Source organism: Streptococcus sp. bf_0095, from assembly GCF_004166885.1.
Taxonomy (GTDB): Bacteria; Bacillota; Bacilli; order Lactobacillales; family Streptococcaceae; genus Streptococcus.
The window spans coordinates 19,431-46,128 of record NZ_RCYU01000001.1; the positions used below are offsets into that span (position 1 = coordinate 19,431).

Consider the following 26,698-nt stretch of genomic DNA (forward strand, 5'->3'; position numbering starts at 1 on the left):
TTTTATCTGGATAAGGGTATACTGAAGGTAGCGTTGGTATAGTTGTTTTTCGTCGGCTTGAAAATGATTTTCTAGCCTCTTTTGTAGTCATAAAGGAGATCGACTATGAGAAAACTACTGGTCAAACTGATGATTGCTTTGATGGCCTTTGCCTTGATTCCAGTTCAAGTTGCGCAGGCCTGCTCAGCCTTCATTGTTGGGAAGGAACTCACGACAGATGGTTCCATGCTCTTTGGGCGGACTGAAGACTATCCTTATGCTCCCGATGGTGGTCGCCACAATAAAACCTATGAAGTGGTACCTGCCAAAGACTATAAGGATGGAGATATGTTGGAGGACGAATCCAACGGCTTTGCTTATCCCCACTTGAGTCATGAAATGAAATATACCGCAACTTATGATGCAGCCCATGGAGATGGTTCCAACGGGAACTTCGGAGCACACGGCTTTAACGAAGCAGGCGTTTCCATGACTTCTACCGTATCTGCAACCCCACACGATAAGATTTTGAAAGCAGACCCACTGGTGAAAAATGGCTTGGCTGAAGCTGCTATGGTGGACTTGGTTCTTCCACGTGTCAAAACAGCTCGTGAAGGAATTGAGTTGGTTGCCAAGGTACTTGATGAAAAAGGATCTGCCGAAGGAAACATCATTGTCGTAGCAGATAAGAATGAACTCTGGTACATGGAAATCCTCTCTGGTCACCAATATGTAGCCATTAAATTCCCTCAAGACCGCTATGCCATCTTTGCCAATACCTACTATCTAGGACATGTGGATTTCAAGGACAAGGACAATGTCATTGCTTCGAAAGATGTGGAAGCAGTTGCTAAAAAGGCAGACCACTACAAGACTGATAAAGATGGTAACTTCCATATTGCAGACTCTTATGGTCCAGATGAATATACCGAACGCAACCGCTCACGGACCTATGCAGGGATTACCTTGATGGATCCTAAAGCGGACATCAAATATGATGATAAGCACTTTGACCTTTTGCGCAAACCAACGGATCCTTCTAAAAAGTATAGTCTAGAAGATGTTTTCGCTGAACAACGGAACCGGTTCGAACACCTCAAACAATACACACCAGATGACTTGGTGGAACCAGGTAAAGAAGTCGATACCAATAAATACAAATATGCTTTGGGAAATGAAAACGTCATTAACGCCCACGTATACCAAATTAAGAAGGACTTGCCGACTCCATTTGGTGGTGTCGTTTGGTTAGGTCTCGCTCAAAGCCGGAACACGCCTTATGTGCCATTCTATGGTATTGTCAACGATACCTATGGTCCGTTTAAGGTACGTTCTGCCAAGTACGATCCAACTTCTTGGTATTGGGCTGTTTGGCATATTGACCAAATGGTCATGAAATACCCAGACCTCTTTGGCAACAGCATCCAAGAGAAGTGGAAAGAAATGGAAGAAGGCTGGATCAAGGAACAAGCTGCTTTGGATCAAAAATACAGTGGACTCACTGATGACCAAGCGAAAGCTACTGCAGACGAAGTAACAAGTGACTCACTTAAACGTGCGGAAACCATCTTCAAACAAATCAAACAAGTTGAAAGTGAGATGGAAGATAAGATTCGTACAGAAAAAGGTTTGGAAGCAGACTTTGTATATGATGGCTACAACAAGGCCAATCTGGTAGCAGCAGCCCAAGCTGAAAAAGATGCATCGAAAGAAACAGATAAGAAGGAAGAAACAGCTTCTAGTCAATCATCTAGCAAGGCAAGTGATTCAAATAGCAGTCTATCTGCCATCTTAGGAGTTTTAGCTCTTGCAGGATTTGGCTTGGCAGGTTTCTACTTTAAAAAATCAAAAAAGAATGAAAATGAAGAATAAAAAGACAGAGACTGTTAGATCAGCATCCTGTCTCAAATAGATTCTAAAAGAGTGGAATAGAAGTCTTCGCAAAAGAAGCTTGCAATTCCACTCTTTTTATTGTTATTTGCATATAATTTTTGTATGATAAAGATAAATAGAAAGAAGGAGAATAGATGGATGTCTGAAAAATTGATTGCCTATAAGCGGATGCCCTTGTGGACCAAGGATACCATGCCTGAAGCAGTCCAAAGAAAACACAATACCAAGGTAGGAACTTGGGGAAAGATTACTGTCCTCAAAGGAAAACTTAAGTTTATCGAGCTGACAGAAGATGGGGAAGAAGTAGCTAGCCATGTTTTTGAAGCAGGTGCGGATAATCCTATGGCACAACCTCAAGCTTGGCACCGTGTAGAGGCCCTTACAGATGATGTGGAATGGTTCTTGGAATTTTACTGTGAGCCCAAAGATTATTTCCCCAAAAAATATAATTGTAACCCCGTCCATTCGGAAGTGCTAGAAGCCATGGAGTCCCTTTCTCCAGGGAAAGCCTTGGATTTAGGGTGTGGACAAGGACGAAATGCTCTCTTTTTGGCCCAGCATGGCTTTGAAGTGACAGCAGTCGATCAAAATGAATTAGCACTAGAGATTCTACAAAGTATTGTAGAACAAGAAGATTTGGAAATGACTGTGGGGCTCTATGATATTAACTCGGCAGCCCTAACGCAAACCTATGACTTGATTGTCTCAACAGTTGTCCTCATGTTCTTGCAAGCGGACCGCATTCCAGCGATTATTCGAAATATGCAAGACCAGACCAATCCAGGTGGCTATAACTTAATCGTTTGTGCCATGGATACAGAGGACTATCCTTGTCAGGTTCCTTTCTCCTTTACATTTAAGGAAGGCGAGCTAGCAGATTACTACGAAGATTGGGAACTCATTAAATACAATGAGAATCCAGGGCATCTGCACCGACGTGATGAACATGGCAATCGGATTGCCTTACGCTTTGCGACCATGTTAGCAAAGAAAAAATAAATAGCTCTCTAGACAAGGAGACCCTTACAGTCGTCCTTGTCTTTTTATGTCTGAAAACCTTCTGAAAATACTTGATTTTTTACAGAAAAGGAGTAGACTGTTAGTGTATCTTACAAGAATTTTGAGGAGAAGCGCGTGAAACTCTATGTTCAACTGATGATTATCTTTACCATCTCTTTAATCGGGGAAGGGATATCGACCCTCTTTCATTTGCCGATTCCAGGAAGTATTATTGGCTTACTGATTCTATTTCTTTGCTTGCAGTTTAAATGGCTTCGTATCCGCCATGTGAATCTGGTCGGATCTTTTCTCTTAGCCAATATGACGATTTTATTTTTACCTCCAGCGGTTGGGATTATGGATAAGTTTGATGTCATCAAGCCCTATTTATTTCCCATCATTTTGATTATTCTAGGGGCTATCATCATCAATGTAACCCTCATTGCCTTAGTCGTCGGTTTTATCAAGACTCGGTATGAGGGGGATTATGAAGGAGGTAAGAAATGATGGAAAGTTTGTGGTCTAATCCTCTCTTTGGGATTTCTTTATCGGTCTTTGCCTATCTGATTGGGATGATGATTTTTCGTCGCTTCCCCCATCCCATCACGACCCCTCTCTTAGTTGCTACAGTGTTGATCATCGCCTTCTTGAAGCTGACAGGGATTTCCTATAAGGCCTATAATGTTGGGGGAACTTACCTTAGTAATTTGATTGTGCCTTCAACGGTTGTCTTAGGTATTCCCTTGTATAAGAGTTTCCATTTGATGAAGCACCATGCCAAGAGTATTCTTTTAAGTAGTTTTCTAGCAGTAGTGGTCAATACAGTTTTCACAGCTGTCTTGGCTAAACTTTTTGGGATGAAGTACTTTCTAGCTATTTCCCTCTTTCCTAAGTCTGTGACAACGGCCATGGCAGTGGGGATTGCTGAAAAAATGCAGGGAATTACTACCATTACCCTGGTTGTCGTTGTAGCGACAGGAATCCTGACCAGTGTGCTAGGACCAACAATTCTTAAATTCATAAAAGTAGAGGATCCTGTTGCCATTGGTTTGGCCCTTGGGGGTACAGGTCATGCGGTGGGAACTGGTACAGCCTTTCAGTATGGTCAAGTAGCCGGAGCTATGGGAGGCTTGGCAATTGGGATAACTGGCGTTTTCTACGTCTTTGTAAGTCCCCTTGTGGCGAGTCTTATTCTTTCTTAAAAAGGATGATAGTGGTCAGAAAAAGCTCGGAAGAAGTTCCGAGTTTTTTATTGTGCAGTTAGATAGAGAAGGTAACTGATAATTTGAAGGTCAAATAATTTTCAGATAGATTACTAATTGGTTACAGTCCTTGTAAGCGCTTGCCAAACCTTAGATCAAAAGGTATACTAAAAGAGGTTATACGGTTAATATCTAGTTAAAGGAGTTCAATATGAAGAAACGTTATGCTCGATCAGCCTTGGGCTTGATCACTGCTCTCTTCCTCTTTGCCCAACCGGTAGAGGCCTGTACAGGTTTTATCATCGGTAAGAAGTTAACAGCAGATGGGAATGCTTTGTACGGACGTACGGAGGACTTAGAACCGAACCACAATAAGAACTTTGTGGTTCGAGAACGAACTTATAACAAAAAGGGAGATGTTTTTGAAGATGCTACCAATGGCTTTAAATATGAGCTTCCGGAAGTAAGTTATAAATATACGGCTGTCCCAGATGTTACCCCAGAACAGGGTGTATTTGATGAAGCTGGTTTTAATGAGCATGGTGTGTCCATCTCAGCGACAGTCTCAGCTTCTGCGAATGAGAACATTCAAAAGGTTGATCCTTATGTAGAAGATGGCTTGGCTGAGTCTGCTCTCACCACTGTCGTTCTTCCGAGTGTCAAAACGGCTCGTGAAGGAGTCGAGCTCATTGCCAAAATTGTGGAAGAAAAAGGGGCGGCAGAAGGAAATATTGTGACGATTGCGGATAAGGAAGGAATCTGGTACATTGAGATTCTTTCTGGTCACCAATATGTAGCGATTCTCTTCCCAGAAGATCGCTATGCAGTCTTTCCAAATACCTTCTTCTTAGGACATGTAGATTTTTCAAATAAGGAACGGACTATTGCCTCCAAGGATGTTGAAAAAGTGGCCCGTGATGCAGGAACCTATAAAGAAATCGATGGGCAGTTCCATGTATCTCAATCCTACAACCCTCCTTTGCATGAGGCAGATCGTTCTCGTGTTTGGTCTGGTATTAAGTCACTGGATCCAGATGCAGATGTGAACTACGATGACGAATATTTTGACTTAATGCATACAACGGATCGGAAATTGACGCTTCGAGATGCGATGAATCTCCAACGCAATCGGTTAGAAGGAACAGACTTCAAACCTCAAGATCAAATGGAGTTAGATGGAAAAGGGATCCCAGAAAAAGGGAAATTTGATGAAGTCTATAAATACCCGATTTCGAACCCGAATGTCATGGAAGCCCATATTTTCCAATTAAAGGACAATGTTCCGGATAGTGCTGGTGGGGGAACCATGTGGTTAGCGATGGGAAGCCCACGAAATGCTCCTTACCTGCCTTACTATGGCAATATCACCAATACCTACCAAGCCTATCAAGAATTAGGGACAGCCTATAATCCCCAATCTTGGTATTGGACCATGTCTCGCATTAATGATTTAGTTGCCAAATATCCTGATTTGTTTGGAGATGGAGCCATCCGTACTGAAATGGAACGCCTAGAATCTCAATGGATGGCTGAGCAAGAAATCAGTGATCAAGAACAAATTGCCCTCGCTTCACAGCCAGAGCAGGCGAGCCTAAAAGCGACAGAAACGAGCATGACTCGGGCTCAAAAGACCTTCGATCGTCTACAAGAAATTCGTCAAGAAGCAGAAGAAAAGGTGATTGCTCAATATGGACAAGGTGCTATTGACGATTTAACAGATGAAGAAGATGCAAACCAAGAAGAAGAGATCAATTTGGTACCATTTGATTATGACTTCGTCATCACGATTGGCTTAGCCCTTGTGACAGTGTTAGGACTAGGTGTCTACTTTATTCAATCAAAGAAAGCAAAGGGAGGTAAGAAGGATGAATAAGTTTCAACGAATATTGCTCTTCCTATTTCTGGTCTTAGCAGGGATTGGGATGGAGTTTGAGCTAGGCTCTCTCTCTCAACAAGAGTTTAGCCAAGTAGCAGGAAGAGATTTGGTTTTAAACCTGCTCGTTTTAGCGGTGATTGTCGTTCCTCTTTATCTCTTTATTAAACGACTTGCAAAAAGATTTGAGGTTCCTCTGCTTGTTTTGTGGGCTACCATGTTTGGCGGTGCTTTTGTTGCTGGCTGGCTCAGCTTTTCAGGGAACAGCCTCATTGACCATTTCAATAGTCATCTCATTCAGGATGTTAGTACCTTTAATAAATGGACAGATGCTTTGACAGCTCCTTTTGCTGAAGAATTTTTCAAAGCTCTAGTGGCCTTCTGGATCCTCTTGATTTTGGGTCGTAAGGATTTGAAATCGATTTTAATTGCCGGCTTTGGATCTGGTCTTGGTTTCCAAATCATTGAAGATCTAGGTTATGTGGCGCGTCAAACGCGATCTGGAGACCTCTCAGCAGTAACGGAGGCGGTGAACCGCATTTCTGGTGGCTTAGCATCTCATGCAGTCTACACAGCTGTTGTATCTGTTGGTGCTTTTCTCATCTTATCTCAATGCACCAAGCAAAAAGAAAAGCTCTTTGGTCTTTGGTGTGTGGTTTCCACGGTGGCCAATCACTTCTTATGGAACTCCCCATTCTATGAAACAGATCATCGGGTTAATATTTTGGTAGGCTTGCTCTTTGCCTTCCAAGTAGGAACCTTTATTGAGGTCGTTCTCTTTGCTCATAAAAATCCGAATCTAAACCTTTTAAAGAAAAACTAAGGAAAGATTCAGTAGGTATCATACATGAAAAAGCTTAGAAACTTTTGTTTCTAAGCTTTTTTTCTAGATTTTATTTGCTTTCTTCTTTTTTCTTTAGACCAAAGAAGGCTAAGACGGATGTCAACAGAGCGAGCATGTAGATAGCAGGAGAGTCGGAAGTTCCTGTTTCTGGTAGGGTAGCAGAGCCCGCTGTGAATGTTTTAGCGACTGTCACTGACAAGTGATGGTTGTTGGCCTTGATCTGTGTATCGTCTTTAGCAGATGTTAAAGTATTCTTTGTTTGGCTAGCTAGTTGATTAGGAGAATTCGTACCAACTAGAGCTGGAATGTATGTTTGATCCATTTTACCGGTAGATGGATTAGTTGGTTGAGCATTTTTACCGGTAGATGGGATAACTGGTTGGTCATTGCTTCCTGGGTAGGACTTTAGATTAGCAGGATCTGTTCCTTGTTTGATTTCCTCAATATCTGTCACACCATCTCCATCTGTATCTTTGCTAGCAGAAATAGAAATGGTACGAGAATTTGGATTGATGGTTGCATAGGCTGTGAGATCTGCCTTAGCAAGGTAATCTGCAAAGGCAACGTCCATGGAAGGACCTTCCTCACGAGCTCCACCTAACATGGTGTAGCCATCCCCTCCTGCTGCTAAGAAGTCATTGGTAGTCAAGTAGTAATCTTTAGCTAGGTTAAGAGGTTCATATTGACCGGTTTCTGGATTTTTAATTTCGATATAGAGGACGCGTTTTTCAGCTGGTAGGGTTGTATCGTAATAAACTTTTGCTCCAGAAACTTGGAGGAAGCCTCCGCTTGGTTCAAGAAGGGGTTGTCCGTTTTCGTCAAGAACAGTTTTGCCATCTTTTTCTTGTAAAATAGATCCAAGAGATTTAGCAAACATATCAGCAATATTCTGACCGGTTACTTTAATTTGAGAGATGGTATTCCCAAATGGAAGAACAGCAATGACGCTTCCTTTGGTGATTGGCTTGTCTTTGGCAATGGTCTCGCGCAAGCCACCACCGTTGGTTACAGCGAGGTTAGTCTTATGACTAAAGCCGGTTTGACCGTATTCGTAGAGGGCATCCGCTACGACATTTCCAAGGTTGGTCTCGCGGACACGGACATTTTCCCGTTGACCATTTAGTTCTACAGGACTATTGTCACGAACGACTTTAGCATTCTCAGCATCGTATTGTTCTTTGATCTTTTGGACCATGGCAGCTACTTTGGCATTTGGCACTACATTTTTAGTTGAAGCTGCTGAAATTTGTTGAGGATTTCCAAGCAATTGGTTGGCTTGGTAGGTGATTTTACCGATATTGTTCAGGTAGCTACCGGTTTGGTTATAGGTTACGTTGTCTCCGTAAGTGGTTGATTGAACAGTATGGGAATGCCCGTCAATAACGGTGACGCGTTTACCTTTCAGTTTTGCATTTTTAGAAAGTTCCTCAGCTAAAGTAGAGCCCCGCCATTCGACTGGAGTGGTTGTATCCACACCTAAGTGAGCAAGGACAACGTAGTTTTTGTAAGTCTTGCCCTCAGCAGTAGCGCGTGCTTCAATCTCATCAATGACCTTGTTTACTTCTGAAATAGGATCTGTGAAAGTAACACCTTGGACATTCTTAGGGTGGGTTTTAGTGGCTGTTTCAGGCGTTGTCACTCCGATGACCACAAACTCATCCCCAACAACATTCTTATCTTTATCGACAATGGTGGAAGCTTCAAATAAGCGAGCACCGTTGATGTAGGTGTTGGAACTGAGAAGTGGGAAGTTTAAGATTTCTTTGTATTTCTTAGCCTCATCCAGACCAAAATCGAACTCATGGTTTCCGACTGCCATGGCATCGTAGCCAATTTCGTTCAAAATTTTAGCTCGTTCTTCACCTTTTGAACTATTTGAAATCGGTAGTCCTTAGAAGGCATCCCCAGCATCTACGACCAATGTAGATGGATTTTTCGCCCGTTCTTCATCGATGACTGCTGCTAATTTAGCATCTCCAATCACACCCTTTTCTTCGACGATCCGACCATGAACGTCGTTGGTATGTAGGATATTTGCTTCAGGCAAGTCAGCTGAATTCTCTGTAGCACCTTTTGAAGTAGCTGTACTGCCTTCTGTTGAAGCAGGAGTAGCATCCGTAGCATTTGTTGAAGTAGCAGCTACTTCAAGGTTAGTTTCAGGAGCTGTTTGCTCATCTGCAGCTACCTGGGAAGCTAGGAAGGCAGGAGCAAGCATTAAGATTGGTAAAAGAAGTTTCTTCTTTTTCATAAACGGTCCTCTTTTCTATTTCGTTCCATACTAAATATTATAGCTAAAAAGGAAAGAAAAGAAAAACGTTTTCTGACACTTGGGCAAATAATCTTGTGTGAGCATTGATGTTTCAGCTAGTTGGCCTTATCCATAAAAAAAGAAAACTTTCGTTTTCTCATTTTCTTATTCAGTTATAGGTTGGTTCCAAGTGGTAAAGTCAGTCACACTTAATACGACCGTTGCGATTTCGATTGGTTCTTCTTTTGCACCAGTTGACAACCATTTCGTGATCACGGCTTCAATCGTAGCTGCAAAGATCTCAACAGCATACTTATAAGGAATTTGGAATTTATTAACCAAATGGTCTTTGGCGTGTGGAGTATCGTCAAGAAGTTGCAGGGTGAAATTTTTCATTAGAAAATGAAACTCTTGATAATCCATCTGCATTAAGGCATAGATAAAGTCATAATTATCTTGAATATATTGAAGTGAGGCGAGAAAATTTGCTCGATTGACAGTGCTTGTAGCGAATAGTTCTCCCAACTCGCCTAAGAGTTCAGATTTTAGCTGGTTGAACATATCTTGTTTGTCTACATAATGGAGGTAGAAAGTACCTCGATTAATGCCTGCTTCCTTTGTTAATTGGCTAATTGTAAGGCTTTCAAGTGATTGTTCAAGAAGCAGGCGTGATAGGGCGCTTCGGATAGCATTTTTAGAATTCGTTTTTCTCTTTTTTCGGGTCATAGTTCCTCCTTTATCATGTAGTTTGGTATAAATATTGTTCACTAATCATCATATTATACAGAAATCAAATTGAATCATCAACAGAATAAAATTTTAGTATCATTCTATAAGTCTAAATAGCTTAAAATCAGGTCTTATTCTTATACTGAGAAAGCCGTTTTGGAAGGATTATAAAATTTTTTCCCAGATCTACTATCAAAAGGGCTATTATATAAAAATGAAAGAAAAACTTGAAATATCAGTTATTTAAACGCAAATAATCATTCATACTTATTTGTTATTATATCACAAACTAAGGAGAGGAGGGCAGATGATGCTTGGAGATTTCTATACCAGGAACTAGATAAGATCAAGCGTTTCCTTGTCTATTTTTGCATAGAAAAGTATTAGTTTTTGCTCCAAATTTCTCCATAAGTTCGTGCCTGTCATAAGCTGGTTCATTTCAGGTATTATAGTCGTTTTAAGAGATTGATTATCCTTGGTCTTCTGGTAAAAAAGGACTATAATAAAGATAGAAACTTGTGTTTAAGTGGGAGAAAAGATATGGCTTATATTGAGATGAAACATAGTTACAAGCGCTATCCATCAGGAGAAACTCACATTATTGCCAATAAAGATGTTACTTTTGAAATTGAGAAAGGGGAATTGGTCATCATTTTAGGGGCATCTGGTGCAGGAAAATCAACGGTTCTCAATATTTTGGGAGGTATGGATACCAATGATGAAGGGGATGTTTTAGTGGATGGGAAAGCCATCTCAAGCTTCTCCTCGCACCAACGAACGGATTATCGCAGAAATGATGTTGGCTTTGTCTTCCAGTTTTATAATCTCATCCCTAATTTGACAGCCAAGGAAAATGTTGAGTTGGCTTCTGAAATTGTTTCTGATGCCCTAGACCCTGAACAAGTCTTGAGAGAGGTTGGATTGGGAGAGCGATTGAACAATTTCCCAGCCCAGCTATCTGGTGGGGAACAACAACGGGTAGCTATTGCGCGCGCAGTGGCGAAGAATCCTAAGATTCTTCTTTGTGATGAACCAACAGGGGCTTTAGACTACCAAACTGGCAAACAGGTTTTAAAGATTCTTCAAGACATGTCTCGTAAGAAAGGGGCAACAGTGATTATCGTCACCCATAATGCTTCCTTGGCACCAATAGCCGATCGTGTCATTCAGATGCATGATGCCCAAGTAAAATCGGTGACCATCAATAACACTCCACTAGATATCGATAACCTAGAGTATTAGGGAGGTTGTTCATGAAGCAAAAAGTATATTGGAAAGATTTATTCCATTCCTTCACTAGTTCCAAAGGGCGCTTTATATCCATTTTAACGCTGATGATGCTGGGTACCTTAGCCCTGGTCGGTTTAAAAGTAACGACCCCAAATATGCATCGAACTGCCCAAATCTTTATAGACCAACAAGAAATGTTGGACCTAGCTGTCATGGGAGATCTTGGTTTGGACAAGACTGACCAAGAAGAGCTAAAAGGATTGACGGGGGCCAGCTTGGAGTTTTCCTATCTGACAGATGTGACGGTTGACGGAAAGGACGAAGCTGTTCGACTCTTTTCTACTCCAGAAACCATTTCACGCTTTCAGCTGGCTTCAGGACGGATTCCGCAGAAGCAAGATGAGGTCGCTCTAGCAGCATTTTGGAAAGATCGTTACCAGATTGGGGATCAGATAAGGATACATGAAAAAGCAGGAAGTCCATCTGTTCTAAAGACAAAAAACTATCGAATTGTTGGATTTGTAAAGTCTGCTGAGATGTGGTCCGAAAAAGACTTGGGACAAGCTAGGAGTGGGAGTGGTTCCTTGGATGCTTATGGCGTCCTCTCAAAAGAAGCCTTTACTAGTCCTGTTTATAGCCTTGCTCGGATTCGGTTTGATGATTTGAGGGGGCTCAATCCATTCTCAACTAGCTACCAAGATCGTCTGGCCTCTCATCAAAAGGACCTGGAAAAACTCCTAGCTGGAAATGGTCAGGAGCGCTATCGAAAACTGCAGGCTGATGGGAAACAAAAGATCCAAAAAGGACAAGAAGAACTTGATGCTGCAAACAAACAGTTAGTAGACGCAAGTGAAAAAGCAGGTCAAGCACAGACACAATTGACGGAGCAATCCAATAAACTGAATCAACTGTCTACACTCTTGCCCCAGGAAGAATTAGAAGCGAGACGACTCGAGTTAGCAGAAGCCCAAAAGCAACTAGATCAGCAATTGGTCAACATACAGACAGGTGAATCAGAACTAGCAACTAAACAGAAGGACCTTGAAAAGGCCAAGGAAGAATTGGAGAATCTAGTTCTACCAAACTATCATGTTTATGATCGAAAAACTATTCCAGGCGGACAGGGTTACCTCATGTATAGTAATGCCAGTGCCAGTATCTCCGCGGTAGGCAATCTATTTCCTGTGGTGCTCTACGCAGTCGCTGCCATGGTCACGTTTACAACCATGACTCGTTTTGTCGATGAAGAGCGGAGCCATGCGGGCTTGTTCAAAGCCTTGGGCTATAGAACAAAAGATATTTTAGCAAAGTTCCTCTTGTACGGCTTGGTTGCTGGAACAGTTGGGACAGGCATCGGAACTCTTCTCGGTCATTATGTTTTATCAGGAACCATTTCGCAGATTATCACTCAGGGGATGGTCGTAGGAACTAGTCAACAGTATTTTTATGGATCCTATAGCATTTTAGCCTTGGGGCTCTCCCTTCTTTCTAGCGTCTTTCCAGCTTATCTAGTTGCTAGGAGAGAGTTGAAGGAAGAAGCCAGTCACCTCCTTCTTCCAAAACCACCAGTTTCTGGATCCAGTATTTTGCTCGAACGGCTTTCGTTTTTGTGGAAACGTTTGAGTTTCACCCAAAAGGTGACCGCTAGAAATATTTTTCGCTACAAACAGCGGATGTTGATGACGGTATTTGGTGTTGCTGGTTCGGTTGCTCTTCTCTTTGCGGGTCTGGGAATTCAATCCTCAGTCGGTGGAGTACCCCAACGCCAGTTTGGGGAAATCCTCAAGTACGATATGATTCTCTCGACCAAATCCAGTCTGACAGACGAAGAGGAAGAATCCTTGAAGAAGCGCTTGAAGCAAGCAGATATTAAAGAGACAGAAGCCATCTTTACAAAACAAGTGGAGGCTTCTTATTCTTCCGGACGTGGAAAACAAAGCTTGACCTTAATGGTGTCCTCTAAAGACAGCTTGGAACCCTTTATCAGTCTCCGCTCAGAAGAGGGAAGACTCGACCCATCCAATGGGGCGGTGATTACCAGTAAATTAGCGCAGCTGGCCAAGGTGGGCGTTGGGGATGACTTGCGGATAGATGGGCATACGATTAAGGTGGCTGCGATTACCGAAAATTATGTAGGCCATTTTATCTATATGAATCAAGCGACCTATCAGAAAACCTATGGAAGAAGCGCTAAGCACAATGCCTATTTGGTCCGATTACAGTCTTCTTCTCAGCAGTTCGTTCAAAAGGTTAGTCGGGACATGATGGACGAAGGGGCGGTGCTTGCTGTTACGCAAAATACTTCCTTGATTACTCTCTTCAATTCTGTAGCCCAATCATTGAATAAGACCATGATGATTTTAGTTCTGGTATCCATTTTGCTAGCCATTGTTATTTTATATAATTTGACCAATATCAATGTGGCAGAACGAATCCGTGAGTTATCAACTATTAAGGTACTCGGCTTCCATCATCAAGAAGTCACCCTTTATATTTATCGAGAAACCATCCTCTTGTCTCTTGTAGGGATAGGATTGGGTTTGCTAGGAGGCTTTTATCTCCATCGCTTCTTGATTGCTATGATCGCCCCAGATGCCATTCTCTTCTATCCGCGGGTAGCCCTTGGTGTCTATCTTTATCCTATCGCTGGCGTCATTCTGATCCTAGCTATCTTAGGAATCTTGGTCAATCATCATCTTCGCAAGGTAGACATGCTGGAGGCTTTGAAATCTGTTGAATAAAAAAGAAACTTCTACCCTAGGGTGGAAGTTTTTTAGAGCTTTGGTATAATGAGAGAAGGAGAAGAGACATGACAAAAATTGCTTTGCTTTCGGATATACATGGGAATACAACTGCTTTAGAAGCTGTGCTTGAAGATGCCAAGCGTGCAGGTGTGGAAGAATACTGGCTATTAGGGGATGTTCTTATGCCGGGGACTGGTAGACGCCATCTCTTGAATCTTCTTGAAGAATTGCCCATTACCGTACAGATTTTAGGAAATTGGGAAGATAGTTTGTGGCGAGCGATGAAGGGATTGCTAGATCCATCAAGGGCTAGCCACCGCTATTTGATGCGCCATTGCCAATATATTCTTGAAGAGATTCATCCAGAAGAAATAGAGGCCATGCAAAGTCTGCCCATGCAAGTGCATCGGGAAGTTTCTGGCTTAAGAGTGGGCATCACCCATCATTTGCCGAACAAAAACTGGGGACGAGAATTAATTCATATAGGGGACCAGAAAGATTTTGATCGCCTCGTAACCAATCCCCCTTGTGATATAGCAGTCTATGGCCACATCCATCAGCAATTTTTCCGATATGGAAGTGGCGGAGAGCTTATCCTTAATCCGGGTTCCATCGGACAACCCTTCTTTTTGCAGGCCAATCTTCGAAAGGATCTCCGGGCCATGTATGCCATCCTGGAGTTTGATGACATGGGCTTGAAAGATGTTGACTTTCGACGGGTAGCCTATGACATTGAGAAAGAACTCCAACTCGCCAAGGATGTGAAACTCCCTTACTTTCAAGTTTACTATGAAAGTTTAGTCAATGGGATTCACCATACCCACAATCATGAGCTTCTACATGAAATAGCCCAGCGAGAGGGACATGATGTAGAAGTAGATGCATGGTTGAGGGACTTTTTTAACTAGTGTAACAGTTGACATTACAACAAATAAGGGTATAATAGACTAAAAGAAAGAACTTTACCGTCGGAAGAATAAATGTACCTAGTTACTGATGGCTTTAGACCCAGTTTAAGACATCCCTATCTAGATGGAAGAGAGGAGTATCCATGCAAATTTCAAGTCGTTTTACTATTGGAACCCATGTATTAGTCATGATCGCTTTAAAAGGAGACTGTACCAAAGTGACCAGTGATATGATTGCTGGCAGCGTCGGGGTGAACCCTGTCATTATTCGGAAAACCTTGTCCCAATTAAAAAAGGCAGGCTTGATCCATGTAGCGCGTGGAACAGGTGGGGCCGAGATGGCCAAAGAATTGGAAGACATAAGTTTGTTAGATATCTACCAGGCGGTTGAATGCCTTGGGAAGACTGGTCAATTATTTGGTTTCCACGAGCACCCAAATCCAGCTTGTCCGATTGGAAATAGCATCCATGGCGTCCTAGATGGGAAGCTGGAAAAGATTCAATTGGCCATGGAAAAGGAAATGGCTCAGACCAGTCTCAAAGAAGTGGTGGAGCAAACCAAGAAACAGATGGAGCTAGCAACCGTTTCTTGATTTGAGTCTGTAAGAAACTTGAAATAAAAAAGCCTTTCAGTATAGACTGAAAGGCTTTTTGTGTTCATTGAGTAAAATAGCAACACTCCTTCTAGCTTTACTTCACTAGGGCTACGAAGCTGACTAGAATAAATCCAATTGCAAAAATCCATGTCCAGTAACGATTAGGAATGAACATGAAGGAAGAACGATCGCGAAAAGCAATGCGTTGTCCTGTTGCTTCATCAATCATATACCGCACTTGATCGGAAACAAATTTTTTTGTCAGTAGATAATTAATGCCAGCAGCAAATATGCCCCAAACACATCCAAAAATAATGCTATCATTTTTTTCGTTTATATTAAGATGCAGAACTGAATAAATCACATTTGCTAAAAATGCTCCGATGATGAAAGCAAGGGGAACGAGCAAGCCTTTACCACGCCAAACAATCATAAAACAATCTCCTTATTACTAACTTAATCAAAATAGAGCAAGTCTTTGCTAGTTTCGGTAAAGAGGCCAAAGCCATCTTTTGTCACATAGCCACAGTCTTCAATCCGAACACCGACTTTTCCAGGAATATAGATACCTGGTTCGACAGAGAAGCACATGCCTTCTTCGATGACCATGTCATTTCCTTCCATGATAGAAGGAAATTCATGCACATCCATCCCAATGCCGTGTCCGAGGCGATGGTTGAAGTATTCGCCGTAACCTGCTTTTTCAATGACACTGCGAGCAGCGCGATCGACGTCGTGAGCCGTCACACCAGGTTTGATCATATCCAGAGCAGCTTGTTGAGCTTCTAAAGTTAAGTGGTAGATTTCTTTTTTGAAGTCATCTGGTTTTCCAACCGCAACGGTACGAGTCATATCGGAAGCATAGCCGTTCACCATACATCCCAAGTCGAAGAGAAGAAGAGCATCCTTTTCAATTTTGTTGCTTCCAGGGATGCCATGAGGGTTGGCTGCATTGTTGCCGGTTAAGACCATGGTTTCAAAGCTCATTTCGTAGCCCAAGCGTTTGATGCCAAAGTCGATCTCTGCGACGATATCAGTTTCAGTTTTTTCCAGAGAGATGGCGTCAAATCCCATGTTGACAGCCTTATCCGCATATTGACCAGCAACTAACATTTTTTGGATCTCATCAGCAGATTTGATCAAGCGCATGCGGTTAATCCGAGGGCTGAGATTGGTAAATGTTGCTTGTTCAAAGACTGAACGAAGTCCATGGTATTTGGTCAAAATCAAATTATCAAATTCCAAAGCGACTTTTTTGGCTTCTGGATTGGCGCTAGCTCCTTTGATTTTTTCCCAAGGATTTTCAGAATCCACATAACCAACCACTTGGAAATCCACAACAGCAGTCGCCCGTTCTACCTCAAGAGCAGGAACAAACAGAAGTGGTTCATGGTCTGGATAGACAAATAGGAAGAGCTGACGTTCGTGAGGATCGCTATAGAATCCTGTTAAGTAGTTGATAGTGACAGGGTCAGAAACTACTGCAATATCCGTTTTTTCGGTTTCAAGAAATGCTACAATTTGATCTAATTTAGACATAAGCTACCTTCTTTCTATTGATAATATTTTGTCAAATTTTTCCTAAAAAATCAAGAGTTTGCAAAAAGATGTTAAAATGCTTGAAAGTGTTTACAAAAAGTGATAGAATGGTTGTTATAGAAGACTGAAAACGAAATTTTCAATAAAGAAAGGAAGTATTATGAATACAGACGATACTGTAACCATTTACGACGTTGCCCGAGAAGCGGGTGTCTCAATGGCAACTGTTAGCCGTGTCGTGAACGGAAATAAGAACGTTAAGGAAAATACTCGTAAAAAAGTATTGGAAGTCATTGAACGTTTGGACTATCGTCCGAATGCAGTTGCTCGTGGACTTGCGAGTAAGAAAACCACAACGGTAGGTGTTGTGATTCCAAATATTACCAATAGTTACTTCTCTACTTTAGCTAAAGGAATTGATGATATTGCAGAAATGTATAAATACAACATCGTCCTTGCCAATAGCGATGAAGACGATGATAAAGAAGTTTCTGTTGTTAATACTCTATTCTCAAAACAAGTCGATGGGATTATATTCATGGGCTACCACTTAACAGAAAAGATTCGTTCTGAATTCTCACGTTCTCGGACGCCGGTGGTCCTTGCTGGGACAGTCGATGTCGAACATCAATTGCCAAGTGTCAATATCGATTACAAGCAAGCGACAATAGACGCGGTTACACTATTGGCTAAACGAAATAAAAAGATTGCTTTTGTAAGTGGCCCCTTAGTGGATGATATCAACGGTAAGATTCGCTTGGCTGGTTACAAAGATGCTTTGAAAGCAAAAAAATTGTCTTATAGTGAAGGCTTGGTCTTTGAGTCTAAATACCGCTATGAAGAAGGCTATAACTTGGCTGAACGCATCATTGCGTCCAAAGCAACAGCAGCCTTTGTGACTGGGGATGAATTGGCAGCAGGTTTGCTCAATGGTCTAGCTGATCAAGGTGTGAAAGTACCTGAAGATTTTGAGTTGATTACCAGTGATGATTCACAAATTACTCGTTACACCCGTCCAAACCTTTCAACTGTTGGCCAACCACTTTATGACTTGGGAGCTATCAGTATGCGGATGTTGACCAAAATTATGCATAAAGAAGAATTGGAAGAAAGAGAAGTTCTTTTAGCCCATACCATCAATCATCGTGGGACTACTAAAAAGTAAAAACCAAGAGGCTGGGACAAAAGTCCTAGCCTCTTAACTGTCTTTGGATTGTCGAGCAAGACTCAGTGATTGAGTGAGCTCTACTACGCTGATTTCATCAGCTTTTACAGAGCTACTCAACTGTGAGGAGGTGGGACGACGAAATCGAATTCTAACGAGTTACCGATTTCTGTCCCACTCTCTTTTTCTTGTCTCTATATGAATCTCCGGTAAAACTTGAAGGGGTCTGCCAAATCGGGTATAATAGAGGGTATGAAAGTTTTACTGTATCTTGAAGGAAAATCCGTTTTACAAAAATCAGGGATCGGTCGTGCCCTCCAACATCAGATGCATGCCTTGGATTTGGCTGGGATTCCCTATACGACAGATATTTTAGGAGATTATGATGTGGTCCATATTAATACCTATGGTCCTCGGAGTTTGTTACTCTTACATGCTGCCAAACGTCGGGGGAAAAAGGTCATTATGCATGGGCATTCCACACGGGAAGATTTCCAAAATTCATTTATCGGGTCCAATTTGTTTGCTTCCTTATTTGGCAAATACTTGGCTCACATGTATAAAAAAGCCGATTTTATTATTACCCCTTCGGAGTATTCTAAGCAGCTGATTCAATCCTACGGGGTCAAGACTCCTATTGTCGCTGTTTCCAATGGGATCGATTTGTCTAAATATAAAAAAGATCCTAAAAAAGAAGAGGTTTTTCGGAAGCACTTTAATATCCAAGAAGGAGAGAAGGTCGTTCTATGTGCGGGTCTCTACTTTAGACGAAAAGGGATTGAAGACTTTGTAGAAGTTGCTCGTCGGATGCCAGATGTCCGCTTTATTTGGTTGGGATCGATTAATAAATGGTTGATCCCTCGCGCTATTCGTCGTTTGGTAGAGAAAGACCATCCGAGCAACGTGGAATTCCCTGGCTATTTTAAAGGAGCTGTTTTCCAAGGGGCCATGACGGGTGCGGATGCCTTCTTCTTCCCATCTTACGAGGAAACGGAAGGGATTGTTGTCCTAGAGGCCTTAGCGGCTCACCAGCATGTCGTCCTCCGGGATATTCCAGTTTATCATGGTTGGGTGGACCAAGAGTCGGCAGAATTGTGTCATTCGGTGGATGAATTTGTGGACTCTCTTGAAAAAGTCTTGTCTGGTCAAGTGGATAAGCGAGATGCGGGAGACCGGGTCGCTCAAAGTCGCTCAATTGATTTGGTAGCCGATCAACTAGTCAAAGCCTATCAGCAGGTATTGGAGATGTAATATGCGTATTGGATTATTTACAGATACTTATTTTCCGCAGGTATCGGGGGTTGCGACCAGTATTCGAACCCTAAAAACGGAATTGGAGAAGTTGGGACATACTGTTTTTATCTTTACGACGACGGATAAGGATGTCAACCGCTATGAGGACTGGCAAATTATCCGCATTCCAAGTATCCCTTTCTTTGCTTTTAAGGATCGGCGGATTGCTTATCGAGGGTTTACCAAGGCTTTGGCCATTGCCAAACAATACAAACTGGATATGATCCATACACAGACAGAGTTTTCTTTAGGACTACTCGGAGTTTGGATTGCTAAGGAGCTTCGGATTCCAGTGATTCATACCTATCATACCCAGTATGAGGATTATGTGCGTTATATTGCTAAGGGGATGGTTATCCGACCAAGTATGGTCAAATACATCGTCCGTGGTTATATGAATGACTTGGATGGGGTAATCTGTCCAAGTGAGATCGTCTATGACCTCTTGCTGAAATATAAGGTCAAGGCTGAAAAACGGATTATTCCAACAGGAATTGAGTTGGCAAAGTTTGAACGACCTGAAATCACGCAAGTGGAGACGCAAGCCCTTCGTGAAAAATTAGGAATTCAAGAGGGTGAAACCATGCTCTTGAGCTTGTCACGGGTTTCTTATGAAAAAAATATCCAAGCAGTTATTGCGGCATTGCCTAAAGTGTTAGAAGAAAATGTGCATATTAAATTGATTGTGGCAGGAGATGGGCCTTATTTAGGGGATTTGAAAAAACAGGTGCAAAAATTAGGCATCGAACAGGCTGTGATCTTCACAGGGATGATTCCACCGAACGAAACAGCCCTTTACTATAAGGCGGCAGATTTCTTCATTTCTGCTTCAACGAGTGAGACGCAAGGTCTTACTTATCTGGAGAGCATCGCTAGTGGGACCCCCTTAATTGCTCAGAAAAATCCTTATTTAGATAATGTGATCAATGATCGGATGTTCGGAATCTTGTATGACCAGGAAGAAGATTTGGCTGCAGCTATTTTAGAAGCGACCATAGCCACCCCAGAGAAGGATGAGGCTAAGTGGGAGGAGAAGCTGTATGAAATTTCTTCTACAAACTTTGGTCGCAGGGTCTATGAGTTCTATCTAGACGCCATTATTTCGAAAGATTTTTATAATGAGCGTCATCCTGAGGAAAGTCGTACCAAACGGGTAACCAAGTCCATTGTGAAAATTCCACAAAAGGTCATCGCTATGCCAGTGAATGGGTCTGTGCGAATCATGAAGGGATCTTTTAAACAGGTCAAGAAAATTCGTCATATCACCAAGTTGTTGGATTAGCCTTTATCCAATAAGCAAGGGGCCTAAAGAAGGGCTTCTTCCTTATTGGATGGGAGTTTTTTTCTCTTGCAAAAATTTTCAATCGTGCTATAATACTAGTCAGAGACATATCAAATCTAGGAAATCTGATAGAGAGCGCGTGGAGCTGGAAATCGCGTAGAGGATGGATTTGGGACTACTCGAGATACTTTTATGCAAACATAAAACGGTGGCCACGTTAGAGCCAATCAGAGGTGAGACTCTTTTTGAGTGTCATAAATGAAGGTGGAACCACGTTGCGACGTCCTTTTTGGATGTCGCTTTTTGTTTTTCTTGATTTAAGACTACAAAATAAGGAAACACTTCTGTTTTAGAAATAATAGATAACCAATATAAGGAGAACATCATGATTAAGATTACTTTCCCAGATGGCGCTGTTCGTGAATTCGAATCTGGCGTTACAACTTTTGAAATTGCTCAATCAATCAGCAATTCCCTAGCTAAAAAAGCTCTTGCTGGTAAATTTAACGGCAAACTCATCGATACGACTCGTGCGATCACTGAAGATGGAAGCATTGAAATTGTGACACCTGATCACGAAGATGCCCTTCCAATCTTGCGCCACTCAGCAGCCCACTTGTTCGCTCAAGCTGCTCGTCGCCTTTTCCCAGACATCCACTTGGGTGTTGGGCCAGCGATTGAAGATGGTTTCTACTACGATACAGACAACCAAGCAGGTCAAATTTCTAACGAAGACCTTCCTCGTATTGAAGAAGAAATGAAGAAAATCGTCAAAGAAAACTTCCCATCAATCCGTGAAGAAGTGACTAAAGACGAGGCGCGTGAAATCTTCAAGAACGACCCTTACAAGTTGGAATTGATCGAAGAGCACTCTGAAGACGAAGGTGGCTTGACCATCTACCGTCAGGGTGAATATGTGGACCTCTGCCGTGGACCTCACGTCCCATCAACTGGTCGTATCCAAATCTTCCACCTTCTCAATGTAGCTGGTGCTTACTGGCGTGGAAATAGCGACAATGCTATGATGCAACGGATCTATGGTACAGCTTGGTTTGACAAGAAAGAATTGAAAAACTACCTTCAAATGCGTGAAGAAGCCAAAGAACGTGACCACCGTAAACTTGGTAAAGAGCTTGACCTCTTCATGATTTCTCAAGAAGTTGGCCAAGGACTTCCATTCTGGTTGCCAAATGGTGCGACTATTCGTCGTGAATTGGAACGCTACATCGTAGACAAAGAGTTGGCTTCTGGCTACCAACACGTCTACACTCCACCACTTGCTTCTGTAGAACTTTACAAGACTTCTGGTCACTGGGATCACTACCAAGAAGATATGTTCCCAACTATGGATATGGGTGACGGTGAAGAATTTGTTCTTCGTCCAATGAACTGCCCGCACCACATCCAAGTATTCAAACATCATGTTCACTCTTACCGTGAGTTGCCAATCCGTATCGCTGAAATCGGTATGATGCACCGCTATGAGAAATCCGGTGCCCTCACAGGTCTTCAACGTGTACGTGAAATGTCTCTTAACGATGGTCACCTCTTTGTGACTCCAGAACAAATCCAAGAAGAATTCCAACGTGCCCTTCAGTTGATTATCGATGTTTATGAAGACTTCAACTTGACTGAATACCGCTTCCGTCTCTCACTTCGTGACCCTCAAGATACTCACAAGTACTTTGACAACGATGAAATGTGGGAAAATGCCCAAACTATGCTTCGTGCAGCACTTGATGAAATGGGCGTAGACTACTTTGAAGCAGAAGGGGAAGCTGCCTTCTACGGTCCAAAATTGGATATCCAGGTTAAGACAGCTCTTGGTAAAGAAGAAACTCTTTCTACGATCCAGCTTGACTTCTTGCTTCCAGAACGCTTCGACCTTAAATACATCGGAGCTGATGGTGAAGAGCACCGTCCAGTGATGATCCACCGTGGGGTTATTTCAACTATGGAACGCTTCACAGCTATCTTGATTGAGAACTACAAGGGTGCCTTCCCAACATGGCTAGCACCACACCAAGTAACCCTTATCCCAGTTTCTAATGAAAAACATGTGGACTACGCATGGGAAGTAGCGAAGAAACTTCGTGACCGTGGGGTTCGTGCCGATGTGGATGAACGCAATGAGAAAATGCAATTCAAGATCCGGGCTTCACAAACGCAAAAGATTCCTTACCAATTGATCGTTGGTGACAAGGAAATGGAAGAGAAGGCTGTAAACGTTCGCCGTTATGGTCAAAAAGAAACAGAAACTATGCCAGTAGATGCATTTGTAGAATTGATTCTTGCAGACATTGCAAACAAGTCTCGTGTAACAAACTAACAGATAGAAGAGAGTGGGACAGAAATCGGTAATTCGTTAGAATTCGATTTCGTCGTCCCACCTCCGTACAGTTGAGTAGGGCTGTAAAAGCTGATGAAATCAGCGTAGTAGAGCCCACTCAACCACTGCGTCTTTCTCGACAATCCAAAAACAATTAAGAGGCTAGGACTTTTGTCCCAGCCTCTTTTGTGGATTGAAAATAATTATTCAAGCGCTGTTTTAGTGACCTCTATGTTGTGATTATTATTTTTTCCATTGCATAACCTTTTTCTTTCTCTTTCTTTACAAATCAAAGTATAACTCCCATTTTTCAAAGAAATTTGCTATAATGAAAGGACAGAGATTTGAAGAAGCAAAGAAAAAATAGAAGTAGGTACATGTATGAAGAAAATTCTTGTTGTAGATGATGAAAAGCCGATTTCGGATATTATAAAATTCAATATGGCCAAAGAAGGCTATGAAGTCTTGACTGCCTTCGATGGGAAAGAAGCACTGGCTGTTTTCGAAGCTGAGAACCCAGATATTTTGATCTTGGACCTCATGCTTCCTGAAATTGATGGTTTGGAAGTAGCACGTACCATTCGAAAGACCAGTAATGTGCCGATTATTGTCTTATCTGCTAAGGATACAGAATTTGATAAGGTCATCGGTCTTGAAATTGGGGCGGATGACTATGTGACCAAGCCATTCTCAAATCGTGAGCTTCAAGCTCGCGTAAAAGCTTTGTTGCGTCGGACAGAACTAACGGTAGAATCACAAACAGAGTCTACATCAGATTCAGAGATTGTGATTGGGGATTTGAAAATCATTCCGGATGCCTTCCTTGCTCAGAAAAAGGGCAAAGAGCTTGAGTTGACCCATCGCGAATTTGAGTTGCTCTATCACTTGGCAACTCATGTAGGCCAAGTCATGACTCGTGAGCATTTGCTGGAAACAGTCTGGGGCTACGATTATTTTGGTGATGTTCGGACAGTGGACGTAACGATTCGACGTTTGCGTGAAAAAATCGAAGATATTCCTGGCCGTCCAGAGTATATTTTAACGCGCCGTGGTGTCGGTTACTATATGAGAAATAATGATTAATCACATCAAAGAAGTCATGACCTCTTATAATTTTGTTTTTATTTTAATCACTCTTGGATTCATTATCGTGGTAGCCTTACTGATCCTAGAAAATCGTCGGGATAACATGAAGCTACGCTTGTTGAATGATAAAATTAAGAGTTTGATTGCTGGAGAGTATTCGGATATCATTGATTTACAAGGGGGTCCTGAATTAACAGAGATTTCCAACAGTATCAATGATTTATCTGAAGTGATTCGTTTGACGCATGAAAATCTGGAACAAGAAACCAAGCGCTTGACCAGTATTCTTTCCTATATGACAGATGGGGTCTTAGCGACCAATCGTCGGGGACAGATTATTTTGGTCAATGAAATGGCTGCCAAACAACTCAATGTCGTGGTCGAAGAGGTCATGAATATCAGTATTCTAGATCTGCTTGGCATTAGTGAAGAGTATGAACTGCGTGACTTGATTACCAATGTTCCAGAATTGACGATCGATTCGCAGGATGAAAATGGGGAGTACATCTCTTTACGGGTTCGCTTCGCTTTGATTCGGAGAGAGTCTGGTTTTATTTCTGGTCTGGTTGCCGTCTTGCATGACACAACCGAACAGGACAAGGAAGAGCGGGAACGTCGTTTATTCGTATCCAACGTTAGTCATGAACTCCGAACACCGCTGACCAGTGTGAAATCCTACCTGGAAGCCTTGGATGACGGAGCCATTTCGGAGCCAGTTGCACCGGAATTTGTCAAAGTATCTTTGACAGAGACCAACCGGATGATGCGGATGGTGACGGATTTATTGAGTCTTTCACGGATCGATAATGAAACCAGTCAATTGGATGTTGAATTGACCAACTTTACAGCCTTTATCACCTTCATTTTGAACCGCTTTGATAAGATGAAGAACCAGGCTGGCGAGAAGAAATATGATATTGTTCGTGATTATCCTATTTCTCCTGTCTGGGTTGAAATTGATACAGACAAGATGACACAGGTCTTAGACAATATCTTAAATAACGCTATCAAATATTCCCCAGATGGTGGGGAAATTCGTGTGGGGATGAAAACAACAGATGCCCAGTTGATTATCTCGATTTCGGATGAGGGCTTAGGCATTCCTAAAAAGGACCTCCCACGAATTTTTGACCGCTTTTATCGCGTGGATAAGGCACGTAGTCGCGCCCAAGGTGGGACTGGTTTAGGACTGGCCATTGCCAAGGAAATTATCAAGCAACACAAAGGATTTATTTGGGCCAAGAGTGAATATGGAAAAGGTTCTACTTTCACGATTGTCCTACCATATGACAAAGATGCTATCCTGGATGATGGATGGGATAATGAGGATGAATAAGAAAACTAATGGATGAAAAAGGGTTTAAGTATAGTATTTTAGCTTCAGGATCGAGTGGTAATTCATTTTACCTAGAGACACCTAAGAAAAAAATTCTAGTAGATGCAGGCTTGTCCGGGAAGAAGATTACAGGTTTGCTTGCAGAAATTGATCGCAAACCCGAAGATCTTGACGCTATATTGATTACACATGAACATTCGGATCACATTCATGGTGTTGGTGTACTAGCTCGTAAATACGGGATGGACCTATACGCCAATGAAGCTACATGGAAGGCCATGGAGGGAAGCAAGTACCTTGGGAAGGTCGATGACTCCCAGAAACATCTTTTTGAAATGGGCAAGACCTTAACCTTCGGGGATTTGGATGTGGAAAGTTTTGGTGTCAGTCATGATGCTGCAGCTCCCCAGTTCTATCGGTTCATGAAGGATGGCAAGAGTTTTGTCATGCTGACGGATACAGGTTATGTCAGTGATCGAATGGCAGGGATTGTTGAAAATGCAGATGGCTATTTGATCGAGTCCAACCACGATGTGGAAATCCTACGAGCTGGCTCTTATGCTTGGCGATTAAAGCAGCGGATTTTATCTGATTTGGGCCACCTCTCTAATGAAGATGGTGCAGATGCCATGATTCGGACTCTAGGCAATAAGACCAAAAAGATTTATCTGGGCCACTTATCGAAGGAAAACAATATCAAGGAATTAGCCCATATGACCATGGTTAATCAACTGGCTCGAGCAGATCTAGCAGTGGGGCATGATTTTGACGTCTTGGATACATCTCCAGATACAGCGACTCCATTAGTAGATATCTAGATGATTAAAAAGAGAGTGGGACAGAAATCGGTAATTCGTTAGAATTCGATTTCGTCGTCCCACCTCCGCACAGTTGAGTAGGGCTGTAAAGCTGATGAAATCAGCGTAGTAGAGCCCACTCAACCACTGCGTCTTGCTCGACAATCCAAAGACAATTGAGAGGCTAGGAGTTTTGTCTCAGCCTCTTTTAGGTCAGTATTGTAGGCTTGAAATGAGTGGAAGGATAGGAGCAGTTAGTTTGAAATATGTATATATAGCAGTAGGGTTTATTTCCTTAGGATTAGGGATTATTGGGATTCCATTACCTATTTTACCAACGACCCCATTTCTTTTATTAGCTATGGCTTGTTTTGCCAAGAGTTCTCAACGCTTTGAAAAATGGTTGCATGGGACCAAGCTGTACCAAACTTATGTTGCAGATTATCGGGAAACAAAATCGATCTCCAAGAAGCGGAAAAAACGAATTATTTTACAAATTTATCTTTTGATGGGGATTTCCATTTACCTGGCTCCACTCTGGTTTGTTAAATTAGGTCTAGTGGGATTAACTATTTTTATAAGCTATTATTTGTTCAAAGTGATTCCGGATAAAGAAGAATGATATA

Annotated in this window: 21 protein-coding genes and 1 pseudogene; 18 read left to right on the forward strand and 4 right to left on the reverse strand. The window is 42.1% G+C overall.

Features of this window, described 5'->3' with window-relative positions:
• Positions 1 to 105 precede the first annotated feature (105 nt).
• The 6 genes from EAI95_RS00115 (at position 106) to EAI95_RS00140 (ending at position 6,769) form a co-directional block, all read left to right on the forward strand.
• Positions 106 to 1,851 (forward strand): C69 family dipeptidase, encoded by a 1,746-nt coding sequence (locus EAI95_RS00115; protein ID WP_129821832.1) that lies wholly within the window; start codon positions 106 to 108, stop codon positions 1,849 to 1,851.
• A gap of 159 nt (positions 1,852 to 2,010) precedes the next feature.
• Positions 2,011 to 2,871, forward strand: coding sequence for an SAM-dependent methyltransferase TehB (gene tehB, locus EAI95_RS00120; RefSeq protein ID WP_129821833.1), 861 nt, complete (start codon positions 2,011 to 2,013; stop codon positions 2,869 to 2,871).
• 135 nt (positions 2,872 to 3,006) lie between these two features.
• Complete coding sequence (locus EAI95_RS00125) at positions 3,007 to 3,378, forward strand: CidA/LrgA family protein (protein WP_129821834.1); 372 nt, start codon at positions 3,007 to 3,009, stop codon at positions 3,376 to 3,378.
• Positions 3,378 to 4,073, forward strand: a complete 696-nt coding sequence (locus tag EAI95_RS00130; protein ID WP_129822330.1) for an LrgB family protein — start codon at positions 3,378 to 3,380, stop codon at positions 4,071 to 4,073. The genes EAI95_RS00125 and EAI95_RS00130 overlap by 1 nt, the downstream gene beginning before the upstream one ends.
• A gap of 211 nt (positions 4,074 to 4,284) precedes the next feature.
• Positions 4,285 to 5,946 (forward strand): C69 family dipeptidase, encoded by a 1,662-nt coding sequence (locus tag EAI95_RS00135; RefSeq protein WP_129821835.1) that lies wholly within the window; start codon positions 4,285 to 4,287, stop codon positions 5,944 to 5,946.
• Positions 5,939 to 6,769, forward strand: a complete 831-nt coding sequence (locus EAI95_RS00140) for a PrsW family glutamic-type intramembrane protease (RefSeq protein ID WP_129269621.1) — start codon at positions 5,939 to 5,941, stop codon at positions 6,767 to 6,769. Before EAI95_RS00135 ends, EAI95_RS00140 begins: the two co-directional genes overlap by 8 nt.
• Before the next feature lie 70 nt (positions 6,770 to 6,839).
• Here the strand turns inward: EAI95_RS00140 and nt5e are convergent.
• Both nt5e and EAI95_RS00150 read right to left on the reverse strand, forming a co-directional pair.
• A pseudogene (gene nt5e / locus EAI95_RS00145) lies at positions 6,840 to 9,038 on the reverse strand (cell surface ecto-5'-nucleotidase Nt5e).
• A gap of 165 nt (positions 9,039 to 9,203) precedes the next feature.
• Positions 9,204 to 9,764 (reverse strand): TetR/AcrR family transcriptional regulator, encoded by a 561-nt coding sequence (locus tag EAI95_RS00150; RefSeq protein ID WP_006597026.1) that lies wholly within the window; start codon positions 9,762 to 9,764, stop codon positions 9,204 to 9,206.
• 543 nt (positions 9,765 to 10,307) lie between these two features.
• Between EAI95_RS00150 and EAI95_RS00155 the strand changes: the two genes are divergently transcribed.
• The 4 genes from EAI95_RS00155 (at position 10,308) to EAI95_RS00170 (ending at position 15,242) form a co-directional block, all read left to right on the forward strand.
• Positions 10,308 to 11,009: an ABC transporter ATP-binding protein gene (locus EAI95_RS00155; protein ID WP_129821836.1), complete on the forward strand. Its 702-nt coding sequence runs from the start codon at positions 10,308 to 10,310 to the stop codon at positions 11,007 to 11,009.
• Positions 11,010 to 11,020: 11 nt separating this feature from the next.
• Positions 11,021 to 13,738 (forward strand): FtsX-like permease family protein, encoded by a 2,718-nt coding sequence (locus EAI95_RS00160; protein WP_129821837.1) that lies wholly within the window; start codon positions 11,021 to 11,023, stop codon positions 13,736 to 13,738.
• Between the two features lie 68 nt (positions 13,739 to 13,806).
• On the forward strand, positions 13,807 to 14,649 hold the full coding sequence (locus EAI95_RS00165) for a metallophosphoesterase family protein (RefSeq protein WP_129821838.1): 843 nt from the start codon (positions 13,807 to 13,809) through the stop codon (positions 14,647 to 14,649).
• 143 nt (positions 14,650 to 14,792) lie between these two features.
• Positions 14,793 to 15,242 carry an Rrf2 family transcriptional regulator gene (locus EAI95_RS00170; protein WP_006595883.1) on the forward strand — a complete coding sequence of 150 codons (450 nt, stop codon included), beginning with the start codon at positions 14,793 to 14,795 and terminating at the stop codon, positions 15,240 to 15,242.
• A 97-nt stretch (positions 15,243 to 15,339) separates the two neighbouring features.
• Here the strand turns inward: EAI95_RS00170 and EAI95_RS00175 are convergent, their stop codons facing one another.
• Entirely contained in the window at positions 15,340 to 15,678 is a 339-nt protein-coding gene (locus EAI95_RS00175) for a hypothetical protein (RefSeq protein WP_129821839.1), read from the reverse strand.
• Between the two features lie 23 nt (positions 15,679 to 15,701).
• A complete protein-coding gene (locus tag EAI95_RS00180; protein ID WP_120701743.1) occupies positions 15,702 to 16,784 on the reverse strand; it encodes a Xaa-Pro peptidase family protein in 1,083 nt (360 codons plus the stop codon).
• Positions 16,785 to 16,944: 160 nt separating this feature from the next.
• On the opposite strand from EAI95_RS00180, the gene ccpA reads away from it, so the two are divergent.
• From ccpA to EAI95_RS00235, 8 genes are all read left to right on the forward strand, one after another.
• Positions 16,945 to 17,949 carry a catabolite control protein A gene (gene ccpA / locus EAI95_RS00185; protein WP_129821840.1) on the forward strand — a complete coding sequence of 335 codons (1,005 nt, stop codon included), beginning with the start codon at positions 16,945 to 16,947 and terminating at the stop codon, positions 17,947 to 17,949.
• A gap of 252 nt (positions 17,950 to 18,201) precedes the next feature.
• Positions 18,202 to 19,200: a glycosyltransferase gene (locus EAI95_RS00195; RefSeq protein WP_120701745.1), complete on the forward strand. Its 999-nt coding sequence runs from the start codon at positions 18,202 to 18,204 to the stop codon at positions 19,198 to 19,200.
• A gap of 1 nt (position 19,201) precedes the next feature.
• On the forward strand, positions 19,202 to 20,524 hold the full coding sequence (locus EAI95_RS00200; RefSeq protein ID WP_129821841.1) for a glycosyltransferase family 4 protein: 1,323 nt from the start codon (positions 19,202 to 19,204) through the stop codon (positions 20,522 to 20,524).
• Positions 20,525 to 20,909: 385 nt separating this feature from the next.
• Complete coding sequence (thrS, locus tag EAI95_RS00210) at positions 20,910 to 22,853, forward strand: threonine--tRNA ligase (protein ID WP_129821842.1); 1,944 nt, start codon at positions 20,910 to 20,912, stop codon at positions 22,851 to 22,853.
• A gap of 381 nt (positions 22,854 to 23,234) precedes the next feature.
• Positions 23,235 to 23,936 carry a response regulator YycF gene (yycF, locus tag EAI95_RS00220; RefSeq protein WP_048689541.1) on the forward strand — a complete coding sequence of 234 codons (702 nt, stop codon included), beginning with the start codon at positions 23,235 to 23,237 and terminating at the stop codon, positions 23,934 to 23,936.
• A complete protein-coding gene (gene vicK / locus EAI95_RS00225; RefSeq protein ID WP_129269605.1) occupies positions 23,929 to 25,275 on the forward strand; it encodes a cell wall metabolism sensor histidine kinase VicK in 1,347 nt (448 codons plus the stop codon). The genes yycF and vicK overlap by 8 nt, the downstream gene beginning before the upstream one ends.
• An 8-nt stretch (positions 25,276 to 25,283) precedes the next feature.
• Positions 25,284 to 26,093 carry an MBL fold metallo-hydrolase gene (locus EAI95_RS00230; RefSeq protein WP_048689535.1) on the forward strand — a complete coding sequence of 270 codons (810 nt, stop codon included), beginning with the start codon at positions 25,284 to 25,286 and terminating at the stop codon, positions 26,091 to 26,093.
• A gap of 238 nt (positions 26,094 to 26,331) precedes the next feature.
• Positions 26,332 to 26,694 carry a YbaN family protein gene (locus EAI95_RS00235; RefSeq protein ID WP_129821843.1) on the forward strand — a complete coding sequence of 121 codons (363 nt, stop codon included), beginning with the start codon at positions 26,332 to 26,334 and terminating at the stop codon, positions 26,692 to 26,694.
• Positions 26,695 to 26,698: the final 4 nt, after the last annotated feature.

Bases quoted from the DNA above. Each gene is read 5' to 3' on its own strand.
- EAI95_RS00155 (WP_129821836.1), top strand. From the start codon at position 10,308: ATGGCTTATATTGAGATGAAACATAGTTACAAGCGCTATCCATCAGGA.
- EAI95_RS00170 (WP_006595883.1), top strand. From the start codon at position 14,793: ATGCAAATTTCAAGTCGTTTTACTATTGGAACCCATGTATTAGTCATG.
- vicK (WP_129269605.1), top strand. From the start codon at position 23,929: ATGATTAATCACATCAAAGAAGTCATGACCTCTTATAATTTTGTTTTT.
- ccpA (WP_129821840.1), top strand. From the start codon at position 16,945: ATGAATACAGACGATACTGTAACCATTTACGACGTTGCCCGAGAAGCG.
- EAI95_RS00150 (WP_006597026.1), bottom strand. From the start codon at position 9,764: ATGACCCGAAAAAAGAGAAAAACGAATTCTAAAAATGCTATCCGAAGC.
- EAI95_RS00180 (WP_120701743.1), bottom strand. From the start codon at position 16,784: ATGTCTAAATTAGATCAAATTGTAGCATTTCTTGAAACCGAAAAAACG.
- EAI95_RS00200 (WP_129821841.1), top strand. From the start codon at position 19,202: ATGCGTATTGGATTATTTACAGATACTTATTTTCCGCAGGTATCGGGG.
- EAI95_RS00195 (WP_120701745.1), top strand. From the start codon at position 18,202: ATGAAAGTTTTACTGTATCTTGAAGGAAAATCCGTTTTACAAAAATCA.
- EAI95_RS00115 (WP_129821832.1), top strand. From the start codon at position 106: ATGAGAAAACTACTGGTCAAACTGATGATTGCTTTGATGGCCTTTGCC.
- tehB (WP_129821833.1), top strand. From the start codon at position 2,011: ATGTCTGAAAAATTGATTGCCTATAAGCGGATGCCCTTGTGGACCAAG.
- EAI95_RS00230 (WP_048689535.1), top strand. From the start codon at position 25,284: ATGGATGAAAAAGGGTTTAAGTATAGTATTTTAGCTTCAGGATCGAGT.
- EAI95_RS00175 (WP_129821839.1), bottom strand. From the start codon at position 15,678: ATGATTGTTTGGCGTGGTAAAGGCTTGCTCGTTCCCCTTGCTTTCATC.
- EAI95_RS00165 (WP_129821838.1), top strand. From the start codon at position 13,807: ATGACAAAAATTGCTTTGCTTTCGGATATACATGGGAATACAACTGCT.
- yycF (WP_048689541.1), top strand. From the start codon at position 23,235: ATGAAGAAAATTCTTGTTGTAGATGATGAAAAGCCGATTTCGGATATT.
- EAI95_RS00160 (WP_129821837.1), top strand. From the start codon at position 11,021: ATGAAGCAAAAAGTATATTGGAAAGATTTATTCCATTCCTTCACTAGT.
- thrS (WP_129821842.1), top strand. From the start codon at position 20,910: ATGATTAAGATTACTTTCCCAGATGGCGCTGTTCGTGAATTCGAATCT.
- EAI95_RS00135 (WP_129821835.1), top strand. From the start codon at position 4,285: ATGAAGAAACGTTATGCTCGATCAGCCTTGGGCTTGATCACTGCTCTC.
- EAI95_RS00130 (WP_129822330.1), top strand. From the start codon at position 3,378: ATGGAAAGTTTGTGGTCTAATCCTCTCTTTGGGATTTCTTTATCGGTC.
- EAI95_RS00140 (WP_129269621.1), top strand. From the start codon at position 5,939: ATGAATAAGTTTCAACGAATATTGCTCTTCCTATTTCTGGTCTTAGCA.